This is a genomic window from Hydrogenophaga sp. OTU3427 (assembly GCF_038440225.1).
Lineage (GTDB): Bacteria > Pseudomonadota > Gammaproteobacteria > Burkholderiales > Burkholderiaceae_C > Hydrogenophaga.
Genome location: NZ_JASATI010000040.1, coordinates 20,476 through 43,122 on the forward strand (window position 1 = coordinate 20,476; position 22,647 = coordinate 43,122).

A 22,647-nucleotide genomic window follows, 5' to 3' on the forward strand; every position below is an offset into this window, starting at 1 on the left:
CTTTTCGACCCGAGATGCACACGCAAAGTGCGGCGCGATCTCCGACGAAAAGAACCTCGTCGAGTAACTCTATCGCCGTAGCGATTACCGAGAGCGCACCTTCGACGCCAGATGGTGGCACAGCGCCCGTTCAGCGAATAAGCCCCAACTGCCGCGCCGCGCTGACGGCCTGGGCGCGGCTGCCGACCGCGAGCTTGCTGTTGATGTGGCGCAGGTGGGTCCGCACTGTGCTGTCTGAGACGAAGAGCTTCTCGCAGATAGCGCTGTTCGAATACCCATCCGCCAACAGGCGCAGCACGTGCAGTTCCTTCTGCGTCAAGGGATCAAGCAGCAGCCGTACTCCGCCCGTGGCCTTCACGCTGGCCCCTGAGGGTGGGTGATCCTCCTCGTGCGAGCCGTCAACCTGCCCACCAAATGCCTGCACCAGTTCCCGCACATAGAAGGCCAGGGGATCGGCCGTCGTCGCCGTGTCGCCGAGGTTTAGCGATGCCGCCAGGCGGCCGACCAGCATGCCCATAGTCGGTCCCTCGTCTAGAATCAAACGGATGAAGCCCTGCGTGGCGCAGCGCCTCAGGGTCTGCGCCAGCAGGCTCAGTGCCGACTCGGTGCTCTCGCAGCGGATCAGCGCAATCACGTGCACCAAGCGCAGCGCCGTGGCGCGCCGGTGGTGGTGCGCCGCCGCCGCGTCGGCAGCCTCCCGCGCGAGGCGCAGTGCCGCATGCCGAGCATCCCCGGCGACGGCTTCCCATCGCAACCGGCCCAGCGTCAGATCGTCGGCATCGTTTCCGAACAGGTACCGCAAATGCGACACACTGCGCCAGACGCCGCTGTTGGCGCGCTCAAGTTCCACATGCGCCGCGGGCGCGCGACCCTGCAGCAACTGCACGCGCGAACGCTCCAGGTGAGCGCTGGCAACCACGCGTGGAAGCTTGCGCTGGTGGCCAAGGCTTTCGAGTTCGCAGAGCAGGCGAAAGCATTCGTCCACGTCGCCTTCGTCAAAAGCGATGCGCGCGAGCATTCGGTAGCCATGGATCATGTGGCCGGCCAGCCCCGCGTCGCACGCCATCGGCAGGTATACCCGTAGCAGTTCGGCGGCGGTCGCGACGTCATTGCGCTCGTACACCGATGCCGCATAGAGGATTCCTGGCCATGCGTTGCCGTAGGTCAGCCCCTCGTTACTGACGCAACTGCTCTTGATCGCCATGTGAAATCGTGCCTGTGCTTCATGGATGCGGCCTTCGAAAAGGTCCAACATGCCTTCCATGGTTTCGGCGTACATGCTGTTGAGCGCGCTACGGCGACTGACAGGTGCTTGCCGGCCACTATCCATCAAACGCAGCGCGTCGAAGGACAGCCCCTTGGTCGCGAAGAGGTGCGACATGATATTGATCAGCACGTCGTCGGCGAAGCCGACCTGGCTCGGCAGCCGCGCCAGGCTGCGTTGGCCGATCTCGCAGGCCTCATCGTAACGGTCCATCATAGATAGCAGCACTGGCTGTAGCGAAGAGACCAGGGGCCACACTTCTGGATCCTCCGAATCCGACAGGCCGCTGTCCTGCAGCCGTTCCATCGCCTCCGAGGGGCCACGCGTGAAGCACACGGCCCATATCTGCACGATCTGCAGCCTCGGATGCGCTTCCAGCGCCGACTTCGGCAGCGCCGAGAACCAGCGCGCCAGCAGCCGCATCCGTCCCTGAGCCAGCAGCGTCATCATGTGTTCGGAGATCAGGGCCAGCGCGCGATCCACGCGGTCAGCCTCCAGCAAGTGGTCGATCGCCTGAATCGGCCGCCCATGGGTTTCAAGCCATCGCGCGGCCGCCTCGTGGAGAGCGGCGAAATCGTAACGGCTGTGGCGGCGCAACTGGGCCTGGAGAAAGCTGGCGAAGAGGCTGTGATAGCGGTAGCCACCTTCGCCCGCATCGATAGGCGTCAGCATCACGTTGTGCGCGCTCAGTTCGCGCAGCATCCGCGCGCAATCCACCCCCGGGACCAGCGCCTCACACAGAGGGGGCGTCAACACCCTCAGCACGGAGGTGCGCATTAGAAAGTCCCGCGCTTCGTCGCCTTGCTGCCGAAACACGTCGTCCAGCAGATAGTCGGCTACAGTCATGCTGGAGCCGGAGAAACGTGCGATGAACGCCGACTTGGACGGATGGCCTTCCAGCGCCATCGACGCCAGCCAAAGCCCGACGATCCAGCCTTCGGTCTTGACGTGTAGGCGCTGCACGTCGTCTGGGGCCAGCGCACTGTGGCCTTGCAGGCCGAGAAGCTCGCGCGTCTCGGCGAGCGAGAAGCGCAAGGCCCCCGCATCCACTTCCACCAGTTGCCGACGCGCCCGCATCCGCGCTAGCCGCAGTTCGGGTAGGGTCCGCGAACCGATGACGAGCTGGCCGCAGGCCGGAAGCTGATCTACCAAGTATTGCAGCGTGTCGAGCACGGCCTTGTTGTGCACCGCCTCCATGTCGTCGAAGAAAAGTACGAAGGGCTGGCTGCAGCGTGCCAGCCTCCCGAACAGGGTAGCGTCGGCGACATCCTCCTCAGCGGACCGACCAGCAAACTGCGGAAGCCGCCGCAGAGCCTCGGTCAGGCAATGCATGAAGCGCGAGATGTCGTTGTCACCAGCGTCCAGAGTCAGCCACGCTGTAGCAGTCCCGGACTGTTCGTGGCTGCGCTGCAGTTGCACCATCGCAGTGGTCTTGCCGTATCCCGCCGGAGCACGGATCAGGACGAGCCGTGCTTCGCGCCGCGCGAGTTCGACGATGCGCACGCGCCGGACTTGGCCTGCATCTGCCGACGCGGGCCGCAACTTACCGTCAATCATTCCTGAATTTGTCATCCGTGCGAACCAGCTTGTGCGGAGTACGAGCAACTTGCCACTGTTGCGAGCGAATCGTCGGTACCGACGATCACCAGTACACATCTCCGTTTCATAGTCTATCCCGTGCAACAGAAGAAAGGAGACAGCACCCCATGAGCGTCGGTAACATTCTCAACCTCGAAGGCCAGGTGGCTTTAGTCACGGGCGCAGGCCAAGGCGTCGGGCTGGGCATCGCCCAGATGCTGGCCGCCCATGGCGCAAGCGTCGCGATAAACGACTACGTCGAGGAGCGCGCCCGCGGCATGGCCGATCAGATCGTGCGCAGCGGTGGCCGAGCCCTGGGCATCCAGGCGGACGTGACCGACTACGATAGCGTGGCGCGCATGTTCCAGCAGGCAAATGCGCATTTTGGCAAGGTTGACATTCTGGTCAACAACGCTGGCAATGCCGGGGCCAGCCAGGGCAGCGGCGGCGAGCGCAGGCCGTTCTGGGAGACCGAACCTGCCGATTGGAAGCGCTATCTGTCAGTCAACCTGGACGGGGTGATGAACTGTTGTAGGCACGCCCTGCCGGGGATGGTCGAGCGCAAGAGCGGTCGCATCGTGACCATCATTTCCGACGCCGGGCGCGCGGGTGAAGGCCATGGCCTGGAGGCCTATTCGGCGGCAAAGGCAGGCGCAGCCGGGTTGACGCGCGGTATCGCGCGCAGTGTCGGGCGTTACGGCATCACGGTCAACAACGTGGCCATCGCCGCGACCAATACGCCTGCCATCGCCGCGGCGCTTGCCAATCCGGAATTTATGAAGAAGGCACTGGCCCAGTACGTTGTGCGCCGCGTCGGCGAACCCTCCGACGTCGCCGCGATGGTGCTGTTCTTGGCTTCGGGCGCGAGCAGCTGGATCACGGGACAGACCTACCCGGTGAACGGTGGCTTCAGCTTCTCGATGTAGTCCCGCCGTCGCCACGAGAACCCGCCATGACACTCCCCGCCCATATCACCCGACGCCTGCGCCTGCCGCTGATCGCTGCGCCAATGCTGCGCGTTTCGGGTCCAGAGTTGGTGATCGCCGCCTGCCGCAGTGGCGTCGTCGGCGCCTTCCCGACGCTGAACGCGCGTGACGCCAGCGGCCTGGACGACTGGATCGTGCGCATCGTGGCCGAGCTCAAGGACGGCCCACGACCGGCGGCGCCCTGGTGCCCCAACCTGATCATGCACCGCGAGCCCGCGGCCTTGCGCGCAGATGTAGCGTGCTTGGTCCGCCACGGCGTCGAGATGGTCATCACCAGCGTGGGCTCCCCAGCCCCGGTGGTAGAACCCCTGCACGATGCCGGTTGCCTGGTGTTTGCCGACGTCGCCACGATTAAGCACGCCCGCAAGGCCATCGACGCCGGCGCGGACGGGCTGATCCTGCTCACCGCGGGCGCGGGCGGCCAGACCGGCTGGCTCAACGGCTTCGCCTTCGTGCGTGCCGTGCGCGCCTTCTTCGACGGGCCGGTGGTGCTGGCCGGCGGCGTCGGCGATGGCGCCTCGCTGCTGGCTGCGCAGGTGCTGGGCTGCGACCTGGCCTACATGGGCACCGGCTTCATCGCCACGCAGGAAAGCATGGCCCCCGACGCCTACAGGCAGATGCTGGTCGACGCCAGTGCGGACGACGTCGTGCTGACCCGGGCGCTCAACGGGATCCCGGCCAGCCTGCTGGCGCCTTCGCTGCGGGCTGCCGGCCTCGATCCGGCGACGCTCGACGAATCGATCACGCCCGAGAAGGCGCGCGAGCTGTTCAGCCAAGTCAAAGGTGGTAACAGGCCCGCGCGATGGAAGGACGTCTGGAGCGCGGGCCATTCGGTGAGCGCGGTGTCTGCAATCAATACCACGGCAGCCCTGGTCGAGCGCATCGAGCGCGAGTACCTGAACGCGCGGCGGCAGTTCGCCGCCGGCGGCGCCTGAATGGCTTCCATCGGAGATCCACAGATGATTCCACTGCTGCGCCCCGGTCTCTATGCCGAACAGGGCACCCCCGCCTTGCCTGATGCCCCTGCGCTGCGCGCGGTCCGGTCCCGCAGCGGTCATGTCAGCTTTCCGCCGCAGCGCTACGGCTGCCAGGTTTCGGGCGAGTATGGCGAAGACCTGCAGGACGTGCTGCTGACAGGCCGCGGCCGCCTGCACGCCATCGCGACGGTCCACATCCACCCCAAGCCCCTGCCCGCCACGCCCTTCACAGTTGTCGAGGTGGCGATGGACGACGGGCCGCTGGTTCGCGGCTTGCTGAGCGCATCGCATGCGCTGCCGCTCGCTCCCGGCGCCGTGCTGGTGACCCGGCTCGAAGAAATCCCCGATGAATCGGGTGGCACGGTGCGCGACCTGCGTTTCGTTGCCGCTGCATCGCCCTCCCCGAAGGATTGAACATCATGGGCATAACACTGGCTCAACTGCGCCCGGTCTATGTGGTCGGCGTGGGCTGGCATCGCTACCAGGAGCTCTCAGGCACCCCCTACGTGCAGCTCGGCCTCACCGCCGTCCGGCAGGCACTGGCCGACGCCGGGGTGGCATGGCGCGACGTGGAGACCAGCTACGTCGGCACGGCCCTGCTGGGCATGGCCTGCGGCCGGCCCATGCTCAGTCACCTGGGCGAGAACCAGAGCTCCATCGTGCACATCGAGAACGCCTCCGCATCCAGTTCGACCGCCTTCCGGCATGCCTGCATAGAGGTCGCTTCCGGCATGAGCGACGTCGGCCTAGTGGTGGGCGTGGACAAGCCCGTCCGCGCCGAGAAGGCGTCGACCCAGACCGGCATCGAGGACCTCGCGGCCGGGGAGATCGCGCCATTCACGCACTTCGCCCTGCTGACCGACGCCTACATGAAGCAGTTCGACGCCGGCATCGATGACATTGCGCGCGTGGCTGTCAAGAACCACGGCAACGGCGCGAAGAACCCGAACGCCCAGCGCCAGAAAGCGCGCACTCTGGAAGAGGTGCTCAAGGGCCGTCCGGTGTCCGGCCTGCTGACCGCGCTGCAATGTTGTCCGGTGGGCGAAGGCGCCGCGGCGGTGGTGATCGCCTCGGAAGACGGCATCCGCCGGCTGGGTCTGGACAGCGCGCGCGCGGTGCGAGTCGCGGCTTCGGCGGCGATCAGTGAGGTGGTCTATCCGCCCGGCGTGGGCTTCGACGCCGAGCTGACGCGCCGCGTCAGCGAGATGGCGCTGGCCCAGGCTGGGGCCCGGGCCGGCCAGCTCGACGTGATCGAACTGCACGATGCGTTCGCGGTGGAAGAGTTGCACTATGTCGAGGCTATGGGCATCTGCGGGCCGGGCCAGGCCGTCCGGCTGCTCAAGGAAGGCGCGTTCGACATCGGCGGCCAGGTGGCCGTCAACCCTTCCGGAGGCCTGATCGCCATGGGACATCCGATCGGGCCGACGGGCGTGGGCCAGATCGGCGAGATCACGATGCAGTTGCGCGGCGAGGCCGGCGCGCGCCAGCAGCCCGGCGCGACGCTGGGGCTGGCGCACATGGTGGGCCTGGGCGCGGTCGCCGATGCCCATGTGCTGAGCCGCAATTGAATGATATGCACAACTCGATAGCTGGCCCGTGCGTGGTGCCGTCAACGCCTCAACCCGCGACCCCGAGATCGCACGCGCACGGCACGGGGCCGCCATATCGGGCCAGGCCTTCAACGCATGCCCCTTTCATTAACAACACTCGCCGGCTTTGACCGGCCTACGGAGACACTAGCATGAAAATTTCCCAGCGCCGCCGTGTCCTGCTCACGGTTATGGCCGTCCTGCCGCTCGCCAGCCCACTGCCTTCGGCCTGGGCCCAAGCGGACTACCCGGCGCGGGCGGTGACGTTGATCATTCCCTTCCCGCCAGGCAGCGGCGCCGACACCACGGCGCGCCTCTATGCCCGGCGCCTGCAGGAACTCACCAAGCAATCCATCGTGGTGGACAACCGCCCCGGTGGCGAGACCTTCATCGCGGCGCAGGCCGTCACCCGGGCCAACCCCGATGGCTACACGCTCTACTTCGCCGCCAACAACATCGCGATGCAGCCGGCGCTGTTCAAGAAGTTGCCCTACGACCCTATCGCCGACTTCGTGCCTGTCGCGCGCATGGCAAGGGGAATCAACGCGATCGTCGTGCCCACCACCTCGCCCTACAAGACCCTGGCGGAACTGGCCGAGGCCGCGAAGAAGAAGCCCAGGCTACTGACCTACGGCGCGGGCGGATCAGGTTTCCGGCTCTACGTCGAGCAACTCTCAGAGCAGTTGGGCGTTCAGTTCCAGGACATTCCATACAAGGGTGCCGGGCCCGCGCTAGTGGATACGGCAGGCGGTGTCGTCAATTTTTCGATCGCCGACGTCTCCGCCGTGCTGCCGCTGATACATGCCGGCAAGCTGCGTGCGCTGGTGGTGTCGTCGGAGCGGCGCCATACACTGCTACCCGATGTGCCCAGCGCTGCCGAGGCCGGCGTGCCCGGCTATGAGGTCTACAGCTGGACTGCCCTGCTCGCACCTGCCAAGACCCCGCAATCGATCGTCGAGAAGCTCGCCGCACTGATGCAGCAGATCAACGCCGAGCCAGAGACCGTCGCCGCCCTGGGCAAGCTCGGCATCGAGATCTTCCCGGCCGGGCCGCAGGAACTGCGGCGCTACCAGCTCTCCGAGACCGAACGCTGGAAGCGCGTCGCCGAGCGCGCTGGCGTGGAGCCGCAGTGAGGAGCAGATCATGAGCTTCATCGAAACCCGAACGGACGGCCCCATTCTTATCGTCACGCTCAACCGGCCCGACGCCCGCAACGCCTTCGACAAGGCGATGGCGGACGACATGGAAGCCGTAATGGACCGCTATGAATCATCGTCCGAACTGCGAGCGGCGATCCTGTGCGCCAAGGGTCCGACCTTCTCGGCCGGCCAGGACCTCAAGGCCGCCGCGCGCGGCGAGCGAGCCGTGTCGAAGGTTCGTGGCGGTTTCGGTATCTTCCGCAAGCCGCCCCTCAAGCCGCTGATCGCCGCCGTCGAGGGGCATGCCCTGGCCGGGGGCATGGAACTCACGCTGTGCTGCGACCTGATCGTGGCCTCTTCCTCTTCGATGTTTGGGCTAGCCGAGGCCAAGCACAGTCTGGTAGCCCTGGGCGGCGGTTGTTTCCGCCTCCCACGGCTCCTACCCTACCAACTAGCGATGGAGATGCTCCTGACTGCCCAGCCGAAGTCAGCCGAGGTAATGCACCGTTTCGGCTACGTCAACAGCCTCGTGGAGCCTGGCCAAGTAATGGAAGAGGCCTTACGGTTGGCGGCGCTGATCGCCGCCAACGCGCCGCTCGCCGTGCGCGCGTCGAAGGAAATCGCCTGGACTTCGATGACGGAACGCTGGACCGACGCCGAGGCCTGGGAGAAGCAGGTGCCTGCGGTCCAGCCTGTGCTGGATTCGCATGATTTCAAGGAAGGCCTGCGGGCCTTCGCCGAGAAGCGCCCGCCTGTCTGGCTGGGCCACTGAGGAGCTGCCAATGCGCATTGCAGACTATTTCGACGGCGTCGCCGCCCGCCAGCCGACGCACCCAGCCCTGGTCGAGGACGATCTCGTCATCGACTTCGCACAGGCGCAGCGCTTCGTGCACGCCGCGGCCCACGCGCTGCAGGCGGAGCCCGACCTGGCGCCCGGCGCCCACATCGCGCTGTACGCGCCCAACCACCTGCGCGTGCCGCTGCTGCTGCTGGCCATCAACCGGGCCGACATGGTGTGGCTGTCGGCGCACACGCGCAATCCGGTGAACGTCAACATCGAGGTGCTGGCGCACATGGACTGCGAGTTCGTGTTCTTCCACAGCAGCTACGAGAGCGTGATTCCCGAACTCCAGCACGGCCTGCCGAAGACCCGGCGCTTCGTCTGCATCGACCGCGAGTCCGAGCACGGCATCTCGCTCGACACGTGGATGGCCGGCCACTGGAAGCCGTTCCACGCGCAGCCGGAGGACCCGAACGCCGCCTGCTTCCTGCAGCCTACGGGCGGCACGACCGGGCCGTCGAAGGCCGCGCTGCACACTCACCGCGCGATGGAGATCTCGGCGCTGTCGGGCATCACCGCGTACCGCAAGAGCCCCAGCACGCGGCACCTCGCGGTGGCACCGCTGACCCACGCGGGCGGCATCTCCGCGCTGCACACCCTGGTGGCGGGCGGCGCGGTGGTGGTGATGAACATGAGCGACCCGGCCCAGGTGTTCGACCAGATCGAGCGGCACCGCATCACCAGCATCTTCGTGCCGCCTACCCTGATGTACATGCTGATGGCCCATCCGCGCGCGAAGACCTCCGATTTCAGTTCGCTGAAGGTCTTCCTCACCGGCGCGGCACCAGTGTCGCCCGAGAAATACAAGGAGGCGGTGAGCTTGTTCGGGCCGGTGGTTTACGAAGGCTACGGCCAGACCGAATGCTTCATGCCCCTGGCGGTGAAGGCGCCGGAGGACTACCTGCTGCCCGACGGCGGCTTCGACGAGGCGGTACTGCGCTCGACCGGACGCGCGGTGCCGACGGTGCGCCTCGAGATCATGGACCCCGACGGCAACATCCTGCCGCCAGGCGAACGCGGCGAGATCGTTGTGCAGAGCAGCATGGTGATGCGCGAGTACTACAAGAAGCCGCAGGAGACGCTGGAGATCGCGCGCTTCGGCTGGCGCCACACCGGCGACGTCGGCATCAAGGATGCGCGCGGATACATCACCATCGTCGACCGGCTCAAGGACATGATCGTATCGGGTGGCTTCAACATCTATCCGGCGCAGATCGAGTCCGTCATCCAGTCTCACCCGGCCGTGCTCGACTGCGCGGTGGTCGGCGTGCCCGACGACAAGTGGGGCGAGGCGGTCAAGGCCGTGGTGCAGCTCAAGCCGGGCCAGCAGGTCAGCGCCGAGGAGCTGGCCGCGCTGTGCCGCGAGAAACTGGGCGGCGTGTACGCGCCCAAGAGCGTGGAGTTCTGGGACGACTTGCCTCGCAGCGCGGTGGGCAAGCTGCTGCGCCGCGAGGTGCGCGAAAAGTTCTGGAGGAACGAGTGGCGATCGATCTGAGCAACCCGGTGTGGCCCTTCGTCACGGAAGAACAGCGCGAGGCGGTGGACGCCTTCGCGAAGTTCTGCCGCAACGAGATCCAGCCGATGCAGAAGCTTCACCGGGGCCAGCGCGACCTGCCGCGCGGGGTGCTGCAGCCGCTGCTGCGCAAGATGATCCCCTTCGGCCTGGGCAACGGACGCTGGCCAGCGGCCGACGGCGGGCTGGGCCTGGACCCGCTCACCGCCGGGCTGCTCTACGAGGCCGGCGTGCAGAACACCTGCGAGATCGCGCAGAATGCCTTTATCAACGAGAGTGTCGGGCTGATCCTCTCGCGCTTCGGCTCGGAGGCGGTCAAGCGCAAGTACCTCGCCCCGCTGGGCGCGGGCGAGTGCATCGCCGCTTCGGCCAACACCGAAGCCTCGGGCGGCTCCGACGTGAGCGCGGTGAAGACGCGCGCCACGCGCAAAGGCAGCGGCTACGTCATCAGCGGGCGCAAGGTGTGGATCACCAACGGCCAGTACGCCGATTTCGTCACTGTGCTGGCGCGCTCGGTCGAGACCGGGCAGCTCGACCTGTACGTGGTGGACCGCAAGGAGCACGGCTTCGACGCCACGCCCCTGGAGACCATGGGTTCCATCAGCACCGCAGAGCTGGCCTTCGACGACATCGAGGTGCCGCAGGAGAACCGGCTGGGCACGGACGGCAAGGGCCTGGGCGCGATGCTCGCCCAGTTCCAGGAAGCCCGCACCTTCGTCGCACTGAGCGCCGTGGGCCACGCGCTGGCCGCACAGGAGGCCGCGATCGCCTATGCCCGCGAGCGCACCCAGTTCGGCGCGCCCATCGGCGCCAAGCAGCTGATCCAGGCCAAGCTCGCCGACAGCCAGGTCGAGATCGACGCCGCACGGCTGCTGTGCTACCGCGCGCTGGAACTCGCCCGCCAGGGCCGCCCCTGCGCCCTGGAGGCCTCGATGGCCAAGCTGTACGCCACCGAGGCGGCGCAACGCGTGGTCGACCGTGCGGTGCAGGTCCACGGCGGCTACGGTCTGAGCCCGGAGTTCGGGCTGGAGAAGCTGTACCGCAAGGCACGCGAGGGCACCGTGGTCGAAGGCACCTCCGAGATCCAGCGCCTCGTGATCGGCAAGGCCCTCACCGGCCTGTCCGCCTTCTGAGCACCGCCATGTCCGTGCTGCAAGGCCTGCGCGTGGTGGAGATCGCCGGTATCGGGTCGGGCCCCTTCTGCGGCATGCTGCTGGCCGACCTCGGTGCCGATGTGATCGCGGTGGAACGGCCCGCGCCCTTACCTGGACAGGCGCGGCCCATGGAGATCGTCCATCGTGGCAAGCGCTCCGTCGCCCTCGACCTAAAGCACCCGCGCTCGCGCGACGTGGTGTTGGGCCTCCTGGACGGCGCCGACGTGCTGATCGAGGGCATGCGTCCCGGCGTGATGGAGCGCCTCGGGCTCGGCCCCGAAGACTGCCTCGCGCGGCGGCCGCAGCTGGTCTACGGTCGCATGACGGGCTGGGGCCAGGACGGCCCGCTCGCGCAGGTGGCCGGGCACGACAGCAACTACATCGCGCTGTCAGGCGCGCTCTGGTACGCCAGCCCGCCCGGTGAGGCGCCCGTGGCGCCGCCCACCCTGGTGGGGGACATCGGCGGAGCGCTCTACCTGGCCGTGGGGCTGCTGGCCGCCGTACTGCAGGCCCGCACGAGCGGACGTGGGCAGATCGTCGATGCTGCCATCGTCGACAGCTCGGCTCACATGATGAACCTGCTGCTCGGCGTGGTGGCGGGCCGCGACGGCACCTTCGCGCGCGGCGACAGCCTGCTCGACGGCGGCCACTGGGCCCACAGCTACCGCTGCGCCGACGGCCACTGGGTCAACGTGGCGGCGCTCGAGGCGCATTTCCACGCGGAACTGATGCAGCGCCTCGGCCTCGCCGGCGACCCCCGCTTTGCCGACCAGATGGATCGCAGCCACTGGCCCGCGCAACGGCAGGCGCTGGCCGAGGTGTTCGCCTTGAAGACCCGCGACGAATGGTGCCGGCTGCTGGAAGGCAGCGATGCCTGCTTCGCACCGGTCCACCGCCCCGACGAAGCGGCACGGCATCCCCACATGGCCACGCGCGCGGTCTATGCCGCGCCGGGCGGCGTGCTGCAGGCCGCACCGGCGCCGCGCTTCTCCGCCGCCCCGGCACCGGCGCTGGCGGCCGTCCCGCCGCTCGGCCGGCACACCGACGAGATCCTGACCCTGGCCGGCTGCAGTCCGGCCGACATCGAGGCGCTGAAAGCCTCCGGAGCCACCCATGCCTGAATCCACTGCCACCGCTGACCCCACCCCGGACGCCGCGCTGCGCGGCGTGCGCGTGGTCGATCTGACCACCGTTATCTTCGGACCCTACGCCACGCAGACGCTGGCCGACTACGGCGCCGACGTCATCAAGATCGAGACGCCCGACGGCGACAGCACGCGCTTCAACGGGCCGGCCCGTGAGAAAGGCATGGGCTCGCTGTTCCTCGGCTCCAACCGTAACAAGCGCAGCGTGGTGCTGAACCTCAAGCAGGCCGCGGCCCGGGAGGCCCTGCTCGCCCTGACGGACACGGCCGATGTCTTCATCCACAACGTGCGGCCGCAAAAGCTGGCGGGGCTAGGGCTGTCGGCCGAAGCGATGCGCGCACGCAATCCGCGCCTGATCTTTGTGGGGCTGCACGGGTTCGGCGACGGCGGGCCCTATGCCGGCGCGCCGGCCTACGACGACATCGTCCAGGGGCTCAGCGGGGCGGCCGACCTGGTGCAGCGCCAGTCAGGCGAGTCGCGCTACTTCCCGACCGTGGCGGCCGACAAGATCTGCGGCCAGATGGCCGTGCATGCGGTGATTGCCGCGCTCTACCAGCGCGAGCGCACCGGGGCCGGCCAGGTCATCGAGGTGCCGATGTTCGAGAGCATGGTGTCGTTCCTGCTGGTCGAGCACTTCTACGCCAGGCACCTGAGCGCGCAGGGCGATGCACAGCCGGCGCGGCCCGAGGATCTGGGCTACCCGCGCACGCTGGCCCCGTCGCGCCGGCCCTACCGCACGGCCGACGGCCACGCCTGCGTTATGCCGTACACGGACGAGAACTGGCGCCGCTTCTTCGAAGCCATCGGCCAGCCCGGGCTGGCCACGGACCCACGCTTCGCGAACATCACGGCGCGCACGCAGAACATCGCCGAACTGCTGTCGCTCATGGCGGGCATCCTGGAAAAGCAGAGTACTGCGCACTGGATCACCCTGTGCGAGGCCCTGGACGTTCCGTGCGCGCCGGTCAACCGCCTCGAGGACCTAGAACAGGACTCGCACCTGCGTGCGGTGGGCCTCTTCGAATCCGTGAAGGACGGCGCCGAAGGCGACTATCGCTTCACCCGATCGCCCATCAAGCTCGGCGCCAGCGTGGTGCCGGCTGCCATGCCGCCGCGGCTTGGCGAGCACACTGCGCAGGTGTTGGGCGAGCTCGGCCTGGCGCCCGAGTTGCTGAAACAACTGCTGCCTGCTGACTCGCCCGTCGCGCAGCCGCCTGTGCAGGGGAGCGATGGGACATGAGCCTTCCTTGCATCACCGGCGTCGGCCAGACGGCCTTCGGGCGGCATGAGGGCCGCGATGCGCTGCAACTGATGGCCGAGGCCGCGCAGCATGCATTGGAAGATGCCGGACTCGCGCACGGCGAGATCGACGGGGTGCTGTGCGGCTACGCCACCACGCTGCCGCACCTGATGCTCTCGACGCTGTTTTGCGAGCGCTTCGGCCTGCGTCCGGCCTATGCGCATGGCATGCAGTTGGGGGGCGCGACCGGCGCCGCGATGCTGATGCTGGCCGGCGACCTGGTGCGCAGCGGGCGCTGTCGCCGCGTGCTCGTGGTCGCGGGCGAGAACCGACTGAGCGGACAGACGCGCGACGGCGCGATCCAGACCCTGGCCCAGGTCGGCGACGCCACGCACGAAGTGCCCAACGGCGCCTCGGTGCCGGCCTACTACGCCCTCCTGGCCTCGCGCTACATGCACGATACCGGCACCCGCGAAGAGGACCTGGCCGAACTGGCGGTGCTGATGCGCGCCAACGCCGTGCGCCACCCCGGCGCACACCTGCGCACGCCGGTCACGGCGGCTGAGGTGCTGGCGTCCAAGCCGGTGGCCACGCCCCTCAAGCTGCTCGACTGCTGCCCGATCTCCGACGGCGCTGTGGCGCTGGTCGTTGCGGCCGATGCGACCGGCGGCCCGCGCATCACGATCCGCGGCACCGGACAGGCGCACCTGCACCAGCACCTGACGGCCATGGCCAGCGTGCTTGGCTGCGGCGCCGCCGAAGCCGCGCGGCGCGCCCTCGACGAAGCCGGGCTGCGGCTGGCCGACATCGACCACCTCGGCATCTACGACTCCTTCACCATCACCCTGGCCATGCTGCTGGAAGAGATCGGCTTCGCACCGCGCGGCGGCGCCGCCACCCGGGTGCGCAGCGGCGACTTCGCGCCCGGCGGCCCGCTGCCCCTCAACACGCACGGCGGTCTTTTGTCCTTCGGCCATTGCGGCGTGGCGGGCGGCATGGCCCATGCCGTGGAGGCGGTGCGGCAGCTCGGCGGTAGCGCTGGCGAGCGCCAGGCCGGCCGGCCCACGCACGCCCTGGTGCATGCGGACGGGGGCGTGATGTCGTCGCACGTGTGCCTCGTCCTGTCCCGCGAGGGTTGAGCCACATGATCCCCACCGCTTCTGTCTATCTCGATGGCGTCGCCCGCGGTGTGCTGCGCTACCAGCGCTGCGCCGACTGCGGCGTGGCCCAGACGCTGCCGCGCCTGGCGTGCCAACGCTGCGGCGGACCGCGCCTCGATTGGCACGACGCCGCCGGCCATGGCACCGTGTACGCGGTGACCGCCGTCACCCGCGCGCCCTCCGACGCGTTCCGCGCGCTGGTGCCCTATACCCTCGTGCTGGTTGACCTTGACGAGGGCGCGCGGGTCATGGCCCACGGCACGCCCGGCCTGGCCATCGGTGACCCAGTGTCGGCACGCGCCGAGTGCCGGGCCGGCATCGACCTCATCGTTTACTACCGGAGTTCTGATCAATGATCGACTACCGCACGCTGCGCGACTGGCCGTTTCCTGTCATCGAGCACACCTACACGACAGACGACACGATGCGCTACGCGCTCGCGATCGGCCTGGGCGACGACCCGGTCGACGAGAACCAACTTCAGTTTGTAAACGACGTGCGTCCAGGCCTGCCGCTGGCCATGCCCACGATGGCGGTGGTGCTCGGCTTTCCTGGCTCCTGGATGAACGATCCTGCCACTGGCATCGACTTCTCGAAAATCGTGCACGGCGACGAGTTGCTCGAAATCCACCGGCCGCTGCCCGCAGCCGGTACCGTACTGGCCCATCACCGCGTGGTCCGCATCGTCGACAAGGGCACCGGGCGCGGCGCGACGATCACCTACGAAAAGGAACTGTTCGACAAGTCCGACGGCACGAAGCTGGCGACGGTGCGCCACACCACGTTCGCGCGTGGTGATGGAGGCTTCTCGCGAGAGGCGGGGCTGACCGACGAGGCACTGACCGCGCCCGCTCCGGTTCCAGTGAGCGCGCCCGACCGCGTCTGCGAGATCGCCACACTGCCGCAGCAGGCGTTGCTGTACCGCCTGTGCGCGGATCGCAACCCGCTGCATTCCGAGCCGTCGGTAGCAATCAAGGCGGGCTTTGCGCGCCCCATCCTGCACGGCCTATGCACCTACGGCATCGCTGGCCGAGTCATGCTCGCGCAGTGGTGCGCTTGTGACCCACAGCGGCTGAAAAGCCTGTTCGTACGTTTCTCGGCACCAGTGTTTCCCGGAGAAACCCTTCGCTTCGAGATGCACGAGGATCGAGGTGCCATCGCCTTCAGAGCCTGGTCCACGCAACGCAGCCAGGTCGTGCTCGACTACGGTCGAGCAGAGCTTCGGTAAAACAAGGGGGTACTGAACAATACCGGGCAATGCAACCCGAATCTTGCGGAAGAAGCAGTCCTGTATGACACCAGCCGCGCACTGCAGTACCCATTTCGAATTGACGTTTACGTAAACGTCAACCAAACCCCTCTCCACGGCCGCCTTTTCCTCCAGACCGCCATGACCGACCTGTCCGCCGAATTCAAAGCCCTGGCCAACTACCGCCCGACCCACAAGGTGCGTTTTGTCACCGCCGCCAGCCTGTTCGACGGCCACGACGCGGCCATCAACATCATGCGGCGCATCCTGCAGAGCATGGGGGCCGAGGTCATCCACCTGGGCCACAACCGCAGCGTGGACGACGTGGTGACCGCCGCCCTGCAGGAAGACGCGCAAGGCATCGCCATCAGCTCCTACCAGGGCGGGCACGTCGAGTACTTCAAGTACATGGTGGACCTGCTCAAGGCCCGCGGCGGCGCCCACATCCAGGTGTTCGGCGGCGGCGGCGGCGTGATCGTGCCCCCCGAGATCCGCGAGCTGCAGGCCTATGGCGTGACACGCATCTACAGCCCCGAGGACGGCCAGCGCATGGGCCTGGCCGGCATGATCGGCGAGATGGTGATGCGCTGCGACCAGGATCTGGCGCCCTACGCGCCGGCCTCGGTCGAAGCCATCCAGGGCCACGGTGAAATGCACTGGCGCGCCCTGGCCCAGCTGATCACGGTGCTGGAAAACGGCAAGGCCGATGGCGCGCTGGTGGACCAGCTGCGCGACGCCGCCAAAAACACCCGCGTGCCCGTGCTGGGCATCACCGGCACCGGCGGCGCCGGCAAATCCTCGCTCACCGACGAGCTGATCCGCCGTTTCCGCCTGGACCAGAACGACAGCCTGCGCGTGGCCGTGATCTCCATCGACCCCTCGCGCCGCAAGAGCGGCGGCGCCCTCTTGGGCGACCGCATCCGCATGAACGCCATCTCACCCTGGCGCCAGGGCCCGCGCGTGTTCATGCGCTCGCTGGCCACGCGCGACTTCGGCAGCGAGATCAGCGCGGCCCTGCCCGACGTGGTGGCCGCCTGCAAGGTGGCGGGCTTCGATCTGATCGTGGTCGAGACCTCGGGCATCGGCCAGGGTGACGCGGCCATCGTGCCACACGTGGACGTGCCCATGTACGTGATGACACCCGAGTTCGGCGCCGCCAGCCAGCTTGAGAAGATCGACATGCTGGACTTCGCCGAGTTCGTGGCCATCAACAAGTTCGACCGCAAGGGCGCGCTGGACGCGCTGCGCGACGTGAGCAAGCAGGTGCAGCGCAACAAGGAGGCCTGGACCACGCCGACCGAACAGATGCCGGTGTTCGGCACCATGGCCGCGCGCTTCAACGACGACGGCGTGACCGCGCTGTACCAGGCGCTCAAGGGCCGGCTGACGGCGCTGGGCCTGACGCTCGCCGAGGGCGCCTTGCCCCGCGTGGACGTGCGCCACAGCACCAACCAGACCCCGGTGGTGCCCGGTGCGCGCACCCGCTACCTCGCCGAGATCAGCGACACCGTGCGCGGCTACAAGAAGCGCGCGCGCGCCCAGGCCCGGCTGGCCCGCGAGATCCAGCAATTGACCGAGGCCGCGCGCATGCTGACCGAGGACAAGCCCGACCGCGCCCGCGCCGCCGAAGCGGCCATCGACCTGGCGCAGGTGCGCGAACTGCACCTGGACGCCGATGCGCGCAAGCTGCTCAAACAGTGGCCCGAGATGGTGCAGGCCTACGCCGGCGACGAGTACGTGGTGAAGATCCGCGACAAGGAAATCCGCACCGCGCTCACCACCAAATCCTTGAGCGGCACCACCATCCGCAAGGTCAGCCTGCCGCAGTACGAGGACCACGGCGAGATCCTCAAGTGGCTGATGCTGGACAACGTGCCCGGCAGCTACCCCTACACCGCCGGCACCTTCGCCTTCAAGCGCGAGGGCGAGGACCCCACGCGCATGTTCGCCGGCGAGGGCGACCCCTTTCGCACCAACCGCCGCTTCAAGCTGGTGAGCGAAGGAATGCCTGCCAAGCGCCTGTCCACCGCCTTCGACTCGGTCACGCTCTACGGCAACGACCCCGACCTGCGCCCGGACATCTACGGCAAGGTCGGCAACTCGGGTGTCTCCATCGCCACGCTGGACGACATGAAGGTCTTGTACGACGGCTTCGACCTGTGCAACCCGACGACCTCGGTGTCCATGACCATCAACGGCCCGGCACCCACCATCCTGGCGATGTTCATGAACACCGCCATCGACCAGAACATCGACAAATTCAAGGCCGACAACGGCCGCGAGCCCACCGACACCGAAACCGCCAAGATCCGCGAATGGGCCCAGGCCAATGTGCGCGGCACGGTGCAGGCCGACATCCTCAAGGAAGACCAGGGCCAGAACACCTGCATCTTCAGCACCGAGTTCAGCCTGAAGGTGATGGGCGACATCGCCGAGTACTTCGTGCACCACAACGTGCGCAACTTCTACTCGGTGTCCATCTCGGGCTACCACATCGCCGAAGCGGGCGCCAACCCGATCAGCCAGCTCGCGTTCACGCTCTCCAACGGCTTCACCTTCGTGGAGGCGTACCTGGCGCGCGGCATGCACATCGACGACTTCGCGCCCAACCTGAGCTTCTTCTTCAGCAACGGCATGGACCCGGAGTACACCGTGATGGGCCGCGTGGCGCGCCGCCTCTGGGCCGTGGCCATGAAGGAGAAGTACGGCGCCAACGAACGCAGCCAGAAGCTGAAGTACCACATCCAGACCTCGGGCCGTTCACTGCACGCGCAGGAGATCCAGTTCAACGACATTCGCACCACGCTGCAGGCGCTGATCGCCATCTACGACAACTGCAACAGCCTGCACACCAACGCCTTCGACGAGGCCATCACCACGCCGACCGAGGACAGCGTGCGCCGCGCCATGGCCATCCAGCTGATCATCAACCGCGAGTGGGGCCTGGCCAAGAACGAGAACCCCAGCCAGGGCGCCTTCATCATCGAGGAGCTGACCGAGCTGGTGGAAGAGGCGGTGCTGGCCGAGTTCGAGCGCATCGCCGAGCGTGGCGGCGTGCTGGGCGCCATGGAGACCGGCTACCAGCGCGGCAAGATCCAGGACGAGAGCATGCACTACGAGATGCTCAAGCACACCGGCGAGCTGCCCATCATCGGCGTCAACACCTTCCGCAACCCGCACGGCGACACCACGCCCGAGACGCTGGAGCTGGCGCGCTCGACCGAGGAAGAGAAGCAAAGCCAGCTGCAGCGGCTGGCCGCCTTCCACGAGCGCCACCAGGCTCAGGCACCGGCCATGCTCAAGCGCCTGCAGCAGGCGGTGATCGAGAACCAGAACGTGTTCAACGTGCTGATGGACGCGGTGCGGGTGTGCAGCCTGGGGCAGATCACCAGCGCCCTCTTCGAGGTCGGCGGTCAGTACCGCAGAAACATGTGAGGCTTGATGTGTCACGCCAGTTTGTCAAGAGAATGAAGCGGCAATGCAGTGATGCGTTGCGATCCCAAAATCAGCCTGCGCAACTTGCGCTCGGTGCTGAGGCGGCATTGGCACTTCTCGAGAGAAGCATCTCTTTTGGTCATGGCCGCCTCGCAGTGATTCGCTTGTCGATAGCGGTTCAAGCCGGTGCTTCTGTAGCAGGTAGTCAGTGGTCCTATTGCGAGTCTGTGGTTGCCAAAAACCGTGATCCAGAGTTGTTGTCGTTATTGAGTTTGGCAGCCCGAAGGGTGGGTAGACCGCTTGCATCTTCGCTGAGAAATTTCTTGTCTGCAGCTAATTGAAACTCGAGGAATCATATGGAAGAGGTCTTTGTGATCAGTGCTGTTCGTACGGCAATTGGCAGTTTTGGTGGATCCCTGAAAAAAACCAAGTTGGCAGACATCGCAACTTTGGTCGTAGGTGAAGCTCTGAAGCGCGCATCGGTTGAGCCGGCGAGTGTTGGCCACGTCGTGATGGGGAACGTTATTCCCACGGAGCCGCGAGATGCCTATTTGTCACGCGTCGCGGCATTGAATTCGGGAATTCCGGTGGAGACGCCAGCTTTCAACGTCAACCGCTTGTGCGGTTCCGGTCTACAGGCGGTTCTTTTGGCTGCACAGGCTCTTCGCGCAGGTGATGCGGATGTGGTGATAGGGGCTGGTGCTGAGGTGATGAGCCGCGGACCCTATATGTTGGATGGGGCCCGTTGGGGGGAAAGGATGGGCGATGGCGTGGTCCAAGACTACATGCTGGGCATATTGCACGATCCGTTGAGCAGGATTCACATGGGTATTACGGCCGAGAATGTGGCTGCTGTCGACGGGATTACCCGAGAAATGCAAGATGAGTTGGCTTGGTCCAGCCAGCAACGCGCGGCATGTGCGATTGCTGAAGGTAGATTTTCTAGCCAGATAGTCCCAGTCGAGGTCAAGCAAGGGAAGAAAATCGCTCGTTTTGAGATCGACGAGCATGTTCGCAGTGATGTGACACAGGATCAACTTGCAGCCATGAGACCCGCATTCGACAAGAATGGGACAGTGACTGCTGGCAACGCATCGGGGATCAACGATGGCGCCTCGGCGCTTGTCTTGGCAAACGAACGCGCAGTTCGGGAGCACGGCCTCAAACCTTTGGCACGCTTGGTGAGCTGGGCACACGCCGGTGTAGACCCAAGCTTGATGGGACTAGGACCGGTTCCGGCCAGCCGCAAGGCGTTGGAGCGGGCGGGCCTGAACGTCCGCGATTTGTCCGTGATCGAGTCGAATGAAGCATTTGCGGCACAGGCTTGTGCGGTATCGCGACGACTAGAGTTTGATCCTGCTTTGGTCAACCCCAACGGCTCCGGTATTTCCCTTGGACATCCAGTGGGCGCTACGGGGGCAATCATTGCGACCAAGGCCATTCACGAATTACACCGCACCGGTGGCCGCTATGCCCTGGCGACCATGTGCATTGGTGGCGGGCAGGGCATTGCCGCCATCTTCGAGCGGGTGTAAGGCCCCTTTTGCAGCATCTAAAGGAAAATTTCACCATGAACATCAGCAATGTGGGCGTCATCGGTTCGGGAACCATGGGTAACGGTATCGCACAGGTGTGTGCCGCGGCAGGCCTGAAGGTCGCGATGATCGATGTATCGCAGTCGGCTGTAGAACACGGCATGGCAGCCATCAACGCCAGCCTAGAGCGCTTGGTCCGCAGGAATGGACTTGCCATCGCCGAACGTGACGCCATCCTCGGGCGTATTCATGGATCTATAGTCTACGAAGATCTGGCAGGAAGTGATCTGGTGATCGAGGCGGCCACTGAATGCAAGGACGTCAAGATATCGATTCTGAGGAGGGCCGAAGCTTTGATGGCTGAGCATGCTGTTATCGCCACCAACACCTCGTCTATTTCCATCACTGAGCTGGCTGCAGCACTGTCCCGGCCACAGCGTTTCATCGGCACACACTTCTTCAACCCAGTGCCATTGATGGGGCTGCTGGAATTGATCCGGGGCCTGCAGACTTCGGACGACACCCACGCACTTATGCTCGCCTTCGCGACCCGCATCGGCAAGACGGCCGTTACCACCAAAAACTCGCCTGGCTTCGTGGTCAACCGCATCCTGGTGCCTATGATCAACGAGGCGATCTTCGTGTTGCAGGAGGGATTGGCGTCGGCATCTGACATCGATGCTGGCATGAAGCTAGGCTGCAACCATCCGATCGGACCGCTGGCGTTGGCTGACATGATCGGTCTGGACACCCTGTTGGCGGTGATGGGGGTCTTCTACGAAGGCTTCAACGATCCCAAATATCGCCCCGCCCCGTTGCTCAAGGAGATGGTTGCTGCTGGATGGTACGGGCGCAAGAGCGGCAAAGGTTTCTACTCCTATCAAGCCGCTTAAGCAGGAGTCGTCATGACCCAAGGGCGGACATTTGTGTGTCAAATCAAATGACTCTTAGATCGAAATTGAAGCGCTGACAACGTGTCCCACCTTTCAACTTGAATATCGACATGAGCTACCCCAACCGTCCTATTGAATCACACCAACCTGTCTTGCATTGGCGAGATGGGGGAGTGGCCTACATACAATTCAATCGTGCTGATGCGTTGAACGCGATTAGCGTTCCACTTGCGGAAGGCTTTTTTCAAGCTTGTGTCGATATCGCCATGGACCGAGACGTGCGGGTCGTATGGTTGTCTTCTGCGGGCCGCGCTTTCATGGCTGGAGGCGATTTATCTGCTATCAGCAAAGCCCCCTTGGAGGTCGCTGAGGCGCTGATTGCTGGCATGCATGGAGCGTTGCGTCTACTTGCCGAAATGGATGCGCCAGTGGTTGTCAGCGTGCAAGGTGCTGTGGCCGGTGGAGGTCTGGGTTTGATGCTTGCCTGTGACTTGGTGATCGCTGCGCAGGACTCGCGTTTCAGCCTAGCCTATCCCGGGATCGGCGCGAGCTGCGATTGTTCCACGTCATGGGGTCTTCCACGCCAAATAGGCCTTCGCAGGGCGCTCGAATTTGCATTGCTTCCCACTCCGATTGACGCAAATGAAGCTCTGCGACTGGGGTTGATCAATCGGATAGTGCCTACCGACAGCCTGGAGGCGGAGGTTATGGCGTTCGTCGACCAGTTGGCAAGCGGCCCAACCAAAGCGTATGGGCACTTAAAGCGATTGATGCGCACGTCTTTTGAAAACAGCTTGGATACTCAACTCGACGCCGAAGCCGCCGGCTTCTTTGCCTGCGTATCGACAGCAGATTTTCAGGAGGGTGTCACTGCCTTCCTGGGGAAGAAAAAACCACGATTTGTTGGGACCTAAGCCCTCAAAGATGAGTCTTGCCCACTGATGGCACT

19 protein-coding genes are annotated in these 22,647 nt (G+C 65.8%); 17 read left to right on the forward strand and 2 right to left on the reverse strand.

Translation table 11 applies throughout. The features are described 5' to 3' along the window. Nucleotides 1-130: 130 nt before the first annotated feature. The gene (locus tag AAHB17_RS19030) at nt 131-2,767 is read right to left on the reverse strand and encodes a LuxR C-terminal-related transcriptional regulator (RefSeq protein WP_342132369.1); all 2,637 of its coding nucleotides are present in this window, start codon (nt 2,765-2,767) and stop codon (nt 131-133) included. A gap of 203 nt (nt 2,768-2,970) precedes the next feature. On the opposite strand from AAHB17_RS19030, the gene AAHB17_RS19035 reads away from it, so the two are divergent. The 14 genes from AAHB17_RS19035 to icmF all read left to right on the forward strand — a co-directional run bounded on the left by AAHB17_RS19035 (nt 2,971) and on the right by icmF (nt 19,270). Further along, complete coding sequence (locus AAHB17_RS19035; protein ID WP_342132370.1) at nt 2,971-3,768, forward strand: SDR family NAD(P)-dependent oxidoreductase; 798 nt, start codon at nt 2,971-2,973, stop codon at nt 3,766-3,768. 26 nt (nt 3,769-3,794) lie between these two features. Then, nucleotides 3,795-4,763 (forward strand): NAD(P)H-dependent flavin oxidoreductase, encoded by a 969-nt coding sequence (locus AAHB17_RS19040; RefSeq protein WP_342132371.1) that lies wholly within the window; start codon nt 3,795-3,797, stop codon nt 4,761-4,763. Between the two features lie 24 nt (nt 4,764-4,787). Next, a complete protein-coding gene (locus AAHB17_RS19045; protein ID WP_342132373.1) occupies nt 4,788-5,219 on the forward strand; it encodes a hypothetical protein in 432 nt (143 codons plus the stop codon). A gap of 5 nt (nt 5,220-5,224) precedes the next feature. Further along, nucleotides 5,225-6,373 carry a thiolase family protein gene (locus tag AAHB17_RS19050; RefSeq protein WP_342132375.1) on the forward strand — a complete coding sequence of 383 codons (1,149 nt, stop codon included), beginning with the start codon at nt 5,225-5,227 and terminating at the stop codon, nt 6,371-6,373. A gap of 173 nt (nt 6,374-6,546) precedes the next feature. Further along, on the forward strand, nt 6,547-7,527 hold the full coding sequence (locus AAHB17_RS19055) for a Bug family tripartite tricarboxylate transporter substrate binding protein (protein ID WP_342132376.1): 981 nt from the start codon (nt 6,547-6,549) through the stop codon (nt 7,525-7,527). Nucleotides 7,528-7,537: 10 nt separating this feature from the next. Next, on the forward strand, nt 7,538-8,305 hold the full coding sequence (locus AAHB17_RS19060) for a crotonase/enoyl-CoA hydratase family protein (RefSeq protein WP_342132378.1): 768 nt from the start codon (nt 7,538-7,540) through the stop codon (nt 8,303-8,305). Nucleotides 8,306-8,315: 10 nt separating this feature from the next. Then, on the forward strand, nt 8,316-9,869 hold the full coding sequence (locus AAHB17_RS19065; RefSeq protein WP_342132379.1) for a class I adenylate-forming enzyme family protein: 1,554 nt from the start codon (nt 8,316-8,318) through the stop codon (nt 9,867-9,869). Next, complete coding sequence (locus AAHB17_RS19070) at nt 9,854-11,020, forward strand: acyl-CoA dehydrogenase family protein (protein WP_342132381.1); 1,167 nt, start codon at nt 9,854-9,856, stop codon at nt 11,018-11,020. The genes AAHB17_RS19065 and AAHB17_RS19070 overlap by 16 nt, the downstream gene beginning before the upstream one ends. An 8-nt stretch (nt 11,021-11,028) precedes the next feature. Next, nucleotides 11,029-12,162, forward strand: a complete 1,134-nt coding sequence (locus AAHB17_RS19075) for a CaiB/BaiF CoA transferase family protein (RefSeq protein WP_342132382.1) — start codon at nt 11,029-11,031, stop codon at nt 12,160-12,162. Continuing rightward, nucleotides 12,155-13,426: a CaiB/BaiF CoA transferase family protein gene (locus tag AAHB17_RS19080; protein ID WP_342132384.1), complete on the forward strand. Its 1,272-nt coding sequence runs from the start codon at nt 12,155-12,157 to the stop codon at nt 13,424-13,426. The genes AAHB17_RS19075 and AAHB17_RS19080 overlap by 8 nt, the downstream gene beginning before the upstream one ends. Further along, nucleotides 13,423-14,565: a thiolase family protein gene (locus AAHB17_RS19085; protein ID WP_342132385.1), complete on the forward strand. Its 1,143-nt coding sequence runs from the start codon at nt 13,423-13,425 to the stop codon at nt 14,563-14,565. Before AAHB17_RS19080 ends, AAHB17_RS19085 begins: the two co-directional genes overlap by 4 nt. A 5-nt stretch (nt 14,566-14,570) precedes the next feature. After that, nucleotides 14,571-14,942, forward strand: coding sequence for a Zn-ribbon domain-containing OB-fold protein (locus tag AAHB17_RS19090; protein ID WP_342132387.1), 372 nt, complete (start codon nt 14,571-14,573; stop codon nt 14,940-14,942). After that, nucleotides 14,939-15,814 carry a MaoC/PaaZ C-terminal domain-containing protein gene (locus AAHB17_RS19095; protein ID WP_342132388.1) on the forward strand — a complete coding sequence of 292 codons (876 nt, stop codon included), beginning with the start codon at nt 14,939-14,941 and terminating at the stop codon, nt 15,812-15,814. The genes AAHB17_RS19090 and AAHB17_RS19095 overlap by 4 nt, the downstream gene beginning before the upstream one ends. A 162-nt stretch (nt 15,815-15,976) precedes the next feature. Continuing rightward, a complete protein-coding gene (gene icmF, locus AAHB17_RS19100) occupies nt 15,977-19,270 on the forward strand; it encodes a fused isobutyryl-CoA mutase/GTPase IcmF (RefSeq protein WP_342132389.1) in 3,294 nt (1,097 codons plus the stop codon). Between the two features lie 11 nt (nt 19,271-19,281). Here icmF and AAHB17_RS19105 read toward each other — a convergent pair whose 3' ends face one another. Beyond that, entirely contained in the window at nt 19,282-19,452 is a 171-nt protein-coding gene (locus tag AAHB17_RS19105) for a hypothetical protein (RefSeq protein ID WP_342132390.1), read from the reverse strand. A 174-nt stretch (nt 19,453-19,626) separates the two neighbouring features. On the opposite strand from AAHB17_RS19105, the gene AAHB17_RS19110 reads away from it, so the two are divergent. The 3 genes from AAHB17_RS19110 to AAHB17_RS19120 all read left to right on the forward strand — a co-directional run bounded on the left by AAHB17_RS19110 (nt 19,627) and on the right by AAHB17_RS19120 (nt 22,612). Continuing rightward, on the forward strand, nt 19,627-20,805 hold the full coding sequence (locus AAHB17_RS19110) for an acetyl-CoA C-acyltransferase family protein (protein ID WP_342132391.1): 1,179 nt from the start codon (nt 19,627-19,629) through the stop codon (nt 20,803-20,805). A gap of 35 nt (nt 20,806-20,840) precedes the next feature. Continuing rightward, a complete protein-coding gene (locus AAHB17_RS19115; RefSeq protein WP_342132392.1) occupies nt 20,841-21,698 on the forward strand; it encodes a 3-hydroxybutyryl-CoA dehydrogenase in 858 nt (285 codons plus the stop codon). 110 nt (nt 21,699-21,808) lie between these two features. Next, nucleotides 21,809-22,612: an enoyl-CoA hydratase/isomerase family protein gene (locus tag AAHB17_RS19120; RefSeq protein WP_342132393.1), complete on the forward strand. Its 804-nt coding sequence runs from the start codon at nt 21,809-21,811 to the stop codon at nt 22,610-22,612. Nucleotides 22,613-22,647: the final 35 nt, after the last annotated feature.